This window comes from Janthinobacterium kumbetense, from assembly GCF_023703445.1.
In the GTDB taxonomy this organism is placed as follows: domain Bacteria; phylum Pseudomonadota; class Gammaproteobacteria; order Burkholderiales; family Burkholderiaceae_D; genus Janthinobacterium; species Janthinobacterium kumbetense.
The window spans coordinates 1-7,665 of record NZ_JAMQGR010000026.1; the positions used below are offsets into that span (position 1 = coordinate 1).

Below are 7,665 nucleotides of genomic sequence, written 5' to 3' on the forward strand. Positions count from 1 at the left end.
CTTGAGAACGGCGAAGAAGTCGGCGGAGGCGTGTTCCCTATCGTCCTGGACGATCCGCAAGCCGGCGTGACCTGGTGGAACGACTGCAGCGAGTCAGAGCGTGGCCATTGGCTGGCCGTGGCTAAGTCGGGCGTACCTGCTGACGCGTGGGCAGCGTACCAGCTGGCCGAGGCGCACGCCGACGCGGAAGAAACCGCTTATGACTGGCTTGATTCCAGGGAGAGCGTATGAGCGTGAACAAGTCTCAGGCAATGGCTAATATCCAGGCCCGCGCCGACGCCGCCCTGGCGGCGAGCGTAGCACATGGCCAGACGGACCTTTTTGGCGATGCGGAGCTAGTAGCGTCGACGCTGCCGGCCGACATCGAGCAGCCGCCGGCCACGGACGTGGCCAAGGTCGCCGGCAAGCGCGCCAAACTCTTGCCAGTGCGGCATGTGGAGCGCGATTTCTTCCTGTGCGATATGTTCGATTACGCCATGAAGGACGACGGCGCGAGCATGGAAGCCCCGATTTTTACACTATCCACTAGGCCGGACCTGACCGTTTGGCATTGGGAGAGCCAGGATGGCAACCGAGCCTTAACGGTCACGCCTAGCGTGATGGGGCGCGCAACGATGTTCGATAAGGACGTGTTGATCTATGTCATTTCGCAGATGACGGAAGCCCTCAACTGCGATCGGCAAGACGCCAAAAACAGAACCGTCCGTTTCGTGGTGTATGACTACCTAGTGACGACCAACAAACCAACCGGCGGCAAGGAGTACCAGCGCCTTGAGGCCACGCTAGAACGCTTGCGCGGCACTTCGATCAAAACGGATATCAAGACTGGCGGCACGCGGGTGAAGGAGGGTTTTGGTCTGATCGACAGTTGGACCATCGTGGAGAAATCGCCGGATAACGAGCGCATGATTGCTGTCGAGGTCACGCTATCGAAGTGGCTGTTTAACGCTGTCCAGGCCCACGAAGTGCTGACGATCCACCGCAACTATTTTCGCCTGCGCAAGCCGCTTGAGCGCCGTCTGTACGAACTAGCACGCAAGCATTGCGGTAATCAAGCTTCTTGGACTATCGGACTAGAGTTGCTGCGTGAAAAATGCAGTGCACACAGCCATATCCGAGCCTTCCGAAGCCAAGTGCAGAAAATCCAGAATGCCGACACTCTGCCCGAGTACCGCATGCTCTATTCCCTGGAGAAAGACCAAGTGACGTTCTACATCAGAGATGCCAAAAAGTTAGTTGCCGCGATAGCATCAGGAAAAAGCAATTTGCCAGAAAGATTCCGATGACCAGATCATCGTTATATGAATAATGTCGAGGGAAATTTACAGCTTCGTTATATCGGTGACGGCTGTGGATAGTATCGTTACATCAATGACGCTTTCCTGTGGATAGTATCGTTACATCAATGACGGTCATATCGTTATATTAATGACGCCTCGATTTCAGAGAGCCCATGCTGGCGCGGCTTCCAGCACGATATCCACAGTCTTAACAACGCGCGCGTTTTTTAACTCTTTTAAAATCTTTAACGCAGAAACGCGGCCTACGGCCGGGCACCCCGCTGCGCGAGGTTCCCCGGACAAGCCGGCTCCCCTCCTAAGCAATCAACAGCCCGCAAGCGGGCTAGGAACGCACCCACGGGTGCGTATCAACACAACCCCACGGTACAACACCGCTAACAACTCACGCCATGCTTTCGGCGGGCTACGGAGTTGGCCGCAAGCGGCCAAGCCCTACCGGGCCGGCTCCTACCGCCTCACCGCCGGCAAGCCGGCGGCTCGCTACATGGCGTGATGGCTGTGCAGCTGGTATGCCACGTCAGTAAGGTTTTGCAGAAAGCGAAATGCGCCTGCTTTGGCTAAAGTTTAAAGCCAACGGCATGCGAACGCTGGCCGAATCACGCCAAGAACAGGGCCAGCAAGCCACCTAGGCGAGCGCTGGGACTCTTTTCCCGGCCGGCTAGTCCCTTTCCCTATCCTGTTCTATAAAAATCGCCTGTGAGGCGTTTTAGGACTTTTTGATTCGGGTCTAAGGTGCAACGAAAGTGAAACCCAAGTGAGGGGCAGTTCAAATCAGTAGCTTGGATCAATTCTGCGTCAACGCTAACAATCCCCCGTCCCCGTCCGCGACCAAGTCAAAACGTGCTTTCAACGGAGGTTTTTCGACCGCCCAGGGTGCCGCCTGGCACCCTTAAGAATCCCATGAGCACGGTGAGCACAAGGATAACGGCGAGCACAGGATAACGGCGAGCACCGCACTAGCTTTAAAAACCTATTTATAATCAAGTACTTGGAGAAAAAAAATCTGCGTAATCATGCAATTTTAAATAGTTGAATATTGTTTGTATAGTGCAATCTCTACTATGCTATTATGCCAATAAGGTGGCTGAGTGTAGCCGAAATCATGCGCTCAAAGACGGGTTGCCACAGAGGTGGCCGCTGGGGCAAACTGTGCATCAACAGGCAAATAGAAAGAACAAGATGGCAAACGGAGTGCAAGCAAAGAAAAAGCGGATGAACATGGCTGAGCGGGCGCAGCAGCAAATGAACATCCACTTTCCGGATGTGCCGTCAGCGTGGGTATGGCGTCGCAGGACAAACGACGGTTATACGACCCTCCCACGGACGCTCCCGCTTGCCATGCAGGCGATTGACGCGCAGTCGAAGGGGCAACCTGGCGGACATACCCTGTTTTGTCTATGGGCTCGCTCCCCCGACCATCCGCTCATCACCATCGAGCATCCGGCGACCTTCGCAAGCGAAGCGGGTTTCGACGGTGAGCGCGCGGTGGACACCTGGCGGCGTCGGATGAAGAAGCTTCGCGACCTCTACTTCATCCAGACGAAGAAAGGCCCGTCCGGAGAGTTTCATTACGTCCTGCTTCTGAATCCCAACGCCGCAATGGAACGGATGCGCACGGTGGGCATGATGCAAGACGGGCTATATGCGCGGTTCCTTGATCGCGTCATCGAGGTCGGGGCGCATGCCGAGCTGGAGGCCATCCGCGATTACTGGAAGCTCCAACGGGAAGCCCAGGAGGCAGCGGACGCCGCCGTAGCGAAACAAATTGAAGCGGCAAAAAAAGCCAAAACCAAAACAGCTTAATTAACAGGGAGGCGAGAAATGTACAAGAGGAGAAGAGTAATCGGCACTTGGCGCGGGCCTGCCCGCTAGGTGTCGAAAATAGAAAACCCCCGTCCGGCTCAGTTGTCGAGGCCGAGGCCGGGCGGGGGTGTGGTAGGCACGTTTGACCCACTGGACAGGGATTTACCCTGTCCAGTCCCATAGACTAGCTTCGCAACCGCTTGATGGCAAGCCTTGCTGAATCATCGCGGCGGGTATCCGGCAGTAGGCCAAGAGTGAGGCAGTTCAAATTAGTAGCCTAGATCAATTTTGCATCAGTGCCAACAAGGAGCACCTGGTGTAGATGGGGCAGTTGACACCAGGCCGTGTAAGACGTCTTCTGGTACGGTCTCTATGACGAGGATTTAGTCTGTTCATCAGCTTCCAGCTGGATGAACACCGAGCGCTTGATGTAGCTGGCGCGCGGGATTCCCTGGCGCTTGGCCACCTGGGTCAGGCGCTCCAGTTGCTCGCGGCTCAGGCGCAGCGTAATCTGCACGCTGTCGTCGTCCGGAGACTTGGCCGGCTTGGCGCCGTCCGGCGCCGCTTCGATGAACTTGGCTAGAGCTGCCGCCGGCGGTGCGCCGCCCGGTTTTTTGGTGATTCCCATTTGAGCGTCTTTCAATATCTTTTGAGTATTAAAAGAATATTCTAAGAATATTCAATAAATTGCCTGCAGCAGCGCATTCAGCTCGGCGATGGCCTTGTCGTCGCGCGGGGTCTGCTCCAGCACCGACAGGCCGTTTCCGGCCGCGTTGGCGATGCTCTTGCGGCGCCGGATCGGCGTCGCAAGGTAGCGGATAGCGGGGTAGTCTGCTAGCGCGGCGGCGGCGTCCTCGTTGTCGCTGCCGGCGGTGTCGGCCATGTTCAGCACGCCCAGTGCCTGCAGCCCGTCGCGCACCGCGCGCGCCTCCTCTATCAGGGCGGCGATGTCGGCCACCGCCCATACGTCGATCGAGCGAGGCTGGAACGGCACTAGCACCAGGTCGGACAGCACCAGGGCGGCGCGCAGCGCGGTGCTGTCGCGGCCGCCGGCATCGATCACGATGTCCTGGAACTTGCCGCGCTGGTGCTGCAGCTGGGTGCGCAGCTGGCCGCCGTCGGCGTAGTGAGCGGTGGCGATCGCCGGCAGCTTGCCGGCCTCGCCGCGGATCGCCAGCGCGGTCGACGCGGTGCCTTGGCGGTCGGCGTCGATCAGCCAGACGTCGCGTCCGGCCATCGCGCGCGCGATGGCAATGTTTAGCGCCAGTGTCGTTTTGCCGACCCCACCCTTGGTCGAACCTACAGTGATGATCTTGCCATCCATTTGCTGTCCAATTGATGTTCAATGAATCTCATATTATATTCAATGAATATTCAAATTGGCGCTCTAAATGTAGCGTAGTACGGCAAACGTAGAACCAGGGCGGTACCTGTCGCCGCTTTCGGTAAGATGGCTGGGTTCGGTCAAAGTCGGAGCGCTGGGGCAATTCCGCGTCGGCGCCAATAGTTAAGCGAAAAAAAGGGGCGTAGCCAGCAGCTGCGCCCCCTCACTAACTATCGCTTCTTAGCCCCGCCAGAACGGTGATAATCTTCGAGGTCAATCTTGCTGACCATCCCCGATGCATCACACGTGAACGTCAACCGGTCGTTACCATTGATTTCCATGCTGTAGCGGTCCGTCTGACCACTCAAAAGTTTGACCCGTTTGAGCTTGCCCCAGCCCGCTTGGGCATCGTCCACGCTTCGAGCCACGCTAAGATGAATCAAGTTAGTCATCACAACCTTCTTCTGGTTAGGTTGGATACCGCTATGGTTCTCACCCTCTGAATTCCACAAGAGCTCAAGGCCCTTGTGGAGAAATGCCCCTTTTTCTTTAATCATGCTTAATCCCTATTTTGAACAACGTTAGATGGCCTAGTTGCCGACCGCTAACCAAACCGCTTAGCGACGATCAACCAAACCGATATACAACCGATATACAAACCGGTTGACACGTTAATCAAAAACGGTTAAAGTATCACTATCCCTAGTAGCTTTATCGTTTTTGGTAACGTGTTGTGCGCATTATAGTACAAACATACACATTTGTCAAGTGGAAATTTTTTTGCCTATATATGTTGCGCGTTGCGCAACAAACAACAAGGAGTTATCATGATCACAATGCATCCGGGTGAATACCTGTCCATGGCTTACGTGGAGCCTATGGGGCTCACGCAAGCGACGTTGGCCAAGCATCTGCAGGTGGACAAATCGTCTGTATCCCGCCTACTCAACGGAGAAGCCGACCTAACGGCGCCGATGGCGGTAAGACTTTCTCGCGTCTTTGATCTGTCGGCAAAAGCATGGATGGAAATGCAAAGTCAGCATAGTTTGAAGGCTGCAAACAAGCAATTTGAAGGTGTCGAATTCCAGCGCTTGAATCTTGAAGAAAAAGAACACCTAGCGGCCTGATGGGCAAGCCAGTGGAAAAGAACGGGGAAGTAGCGGGCAGGATATGTGAATGTAGCTACATTCACTCCTGCAATTTCGCACTACCGTGCTCAATTGAATAGCCTAACCTTGCTCTGGACGTGCTTTAGATGTGTTTAGACGTGCTCTGGACGTGCTTTGGGTTTGTTTAAACGTGCTCTGGACATGTTCTGAACGTGCTTTAGAAAATCATTGAAATATATTAAATTTTCTAAAAGCACGAGATTTTTAGGATGAGGGCAGGATACGCATGCTTGTGTTAAATCCAATGGAATTGAGCGGTAAGACGGCACTGGCTTACGCTGACGTTAATTCGATGCCACTGGGCCCAGATGAATTGCGTTAAGGTGTTCTACTTCCGAAGGCGTCAAGTGGCGGCTCAAAGGTAGCAAGTCGATCAACTCGCATTTGATAGTTGCGATGATGTGTTTTTTCATCGCGTCAGTTACTGCAAACAAGATGTCCTCAGTGCTAGTGTCTGAGTAGTTGAAGAGACTGCCGGACCATTTACCCTTAACGAGACGAAAACTCAAGACGTTTCTCGGGCGCGCCTTCTTGCTCGTGATGAACTTGTTTTCGACAGCGATGCGTTGGTAGTAAGCATTATCAACGCGGTAGGGCTCACTCTTATCGGTAAAAAATTCTGGTAGCACGAAAACCAATTCGTTCAAGCGATCTTGGCCCAAACCATTTGGTGCTGTAACGGTGAGGCTCAAGTGGCCGACCAACTCTGGAAAGGCATCGCCCTTGACGCTGACCATCTTCGGCGTAAATTCGTCCTTGATTACCAAACCTGTCAGGTCGATTTGGTTAAATTTATTCATGGTGCTTTCTATCGTTTGACGAATGGCCTCGGCCGAACCCAGATTGGCCAGCCCCATTGCGATCTCGAATTCACGATACTTCTCCAGATCAAGGCGGAGCGTGACAGATTCGAGGGTATTTACTCCTAATTTGGTAGCCATAATAATCTCTAAAAATTAACAAATTTTCTATAATGAATTGCGTTCTATGATCATCGCAATTCGATGAATTATATCGTAATGCGATATAGCTCATCGTAATTCTTCTTTGTCTTGTCGTCAAGCGCTGTGTACAGATTTTTACTGATGGCGGGTAAGTGTTGGCCTGTAGTCGAGATGAGATTGACCGTGCCGGTTAGGTTAGTTTCTGGCGCATCGCCTGGGTTACGGGTCTCGGGGTGAAGCCCTGAGTTGACTGCGACGGGCGCGGAGCGACCTAGCGGTCAAAATTCTGGATGTATGGAGCGGAGCGATATACATCCGGCATCCTGTCCTTGACTGTTAGGGCTTGGGTGTTGTGACTTTGCACTGACTTTGCACTAAAGTTGCACCGCAACAGCGTCATTTCGGTTGTGAGTTTGTTGGCAGATTTGCAGGATTCTGATTTGTAGCTGGCGAGGATTAGTCTTGAGTTGAGCGCGAGTCTGGATTCTGTGCGAGGTATCGTGGTTGCGTTCGGGATGCCGCTTTGCCGGGACGCTTCCTCAACAGCGTGTACGACCATCGGGATGGGCGCCTCTTCCACGAAGTGGACGATGTCCGACTCAGCTCGTTTGGTTTCTCCGTTCCGTTGCACCTTGAACCCCAAGAACGCTCACCACCGTTTTTGCACCCGGCTGCAAAAATATGTTGTTGCCATCGACAGCGCGGAACGGGTTTTATGTCAAACGGACAAATAATTCTTGTGACCGGTCACTATGTCGGGTAGAGTGCCTACATTCGGCAGCACTTTTAGGATTGAAAATCATGGACGAACAGAAACGCCGAGCCGGCCGGCCAGCCGGTTCGGGCGAGCAGCTGCCGCCCACCGAGCGCAGCCGCCAAAGCCGGCAGAGCCGAGCAGCGGCCGGCGCCACCAGGTTGGATTTTTTCCTCGACCCGCCCCAGGCCGGCCAGCTTGCCGAATTGATGGAGCAATGGGATATGGCCACCCGCAAGGAAGTGGTACAGCACGCGCTGGACATCGTGCATCAGACCGTAGCGAAAAATCGGAAGGCTCCAGCATGAAGTACAGCTATGAAGTTATCCCGCGCCCGGTGGAGCTGGGTGGCGGCTGGAGGCTTAGGATG

9 protein-coding genes are annotated in these 7,665 nt (G+C 54.3%); 5 read left to right on the top strand and 4 right to left on the bottom strand.

The genetic code is table 11. From position 1 onward, the window contains the following. The 3 genes from NCG91_RS27695 to NCG91_RS27705 all read left to right on the top strand — a co-directional run. On the top strand, positions 1-231 hold a 231-nt coding region (locus NCG91_RS27695; protein ID WP_251352056.1), incomplete at its 5' end, for a hypothetical protein. Continuing rightward, the gene (locus NCG91_RS27700) at positions 228-1,286 is read left to right on the top strand and encodes a replication initiator protein A (protein ID WP_251352058.1); all 1,059 of its coding nucleotides are present in this window, start codon (positions 228-230) and stop codon (positions 1,284-1,286) included. The genes NCG91_RS27695 and NCG91_RS27700, both read left to right, overlap by 4 nt. A gap of 1,194 nt (positions 1,287-2,480) precedes the next feature. Further along, positions 2,481-3,104 (top strand): hypothetical protein, encoded by a 624-nt coding sequence (locus NCG91_RS27705; protein WP_251352060.1) that lies wholly within the window; start codon positions 2,481-2,483, stop codon positions 3,102-3,104. 370 nt (positions 3,105-3,474) lie between these two features. Here the strand turns inward: NCG91_RS27705 and NCG91_RS27710 are convergent, their stop codons facing one another. The 3 genes from NCG91_RS27710 to NCG91_RS27720 form a co-directional block, all read right to left on the bottom strand. Further along, positions 3,475-3,732 carry a BrnA antitoxin family protein gene (locus NCG91_RS27710; protein ID WP_251352062.1) on the bottom strand — a complete coding sequence of 86 codons (258 nt, stop codon included), beginning with the start codon at positions 3,730-3,732 and terminating at the stop codon, positions 3,475-3,477. A gap of 51 nt (positions 3,733-3,783) precedes the next feature. Next, positions 3,784-4,428, bottom strand: a complete 645-nt coding sequence (locus NCG91_RS27715; protein WP_251352064.1) for an AAA family ATPase — start codon at positions 4,426-4,428, stop codon at positions 3,784-3,786. A 230-nt stretch (positions 4,429-4,658) separates the two neighbouring features. Beyond that, positions 4,659-4,985: a type II toxin-antitoxin system RelE/ParE family toxin gene (locus NCG91_RS27720; protein WP_251352066.1), complete on the bottom strand. Its 327-nt coding sequence runs from the start codon at positions 4,983-4,985 to the stop codon at positions 4,659-4,661. A 270-nt stretch (positions 4,986-5,255) separates the two neighbouring features. Between NCG91_RS27720 and NCG91_RS27725 the strand changes: the two genes are divergently transcribed. Then, the gene (locus NCG91_RS27725) at positions 5,256-5,555 is read left to right on the top strand and encodes a HigA family addiction module antitoxin (protein ID WP_251352068.1); all 300 of its coding nucleotides are present in this window, start codon (positions 5,256-5,258) and stop codon (positions 5,553-5,555) included. A gap of 326 nt (positions 5,556-5,881) precedes the next feature. Here the strand turns inward: NCG91_RS27725 and NCG91_RS27730 are convergent, their stop codons facing one another. After that, positions 5,882-6,538: a hypothetical protein gene (locus tag NCG91_RS27730; RefSeq protein ID WP_251352070.1), complete on the bottom strand. Its 657-nt coding sequence runs from the start codon at positions 6,536-6,538 to the stop codon at positions 5,882-5,884. An 804-nt stretch (positions 6,539-7,342) separates the two neighbouring features. Here NCG91_RS27730 and NCG91_RS27735 point away from each other — a divergent pair. After that, positions 7,343-7,603 carry a hypothetical protein gene (locus NCG91_RS27735; protein WP_251352072.1) on the top strand — a complete coding sequence of 87 codons (261 nt, stop codon included), beginning with the start codon at positions 7,343-7,345 and terminating at the stop codon, positions 7,601-7,603. The last annotated feature ends 62 nt before the right edge of the window (positions 7,604-7,665 follow it).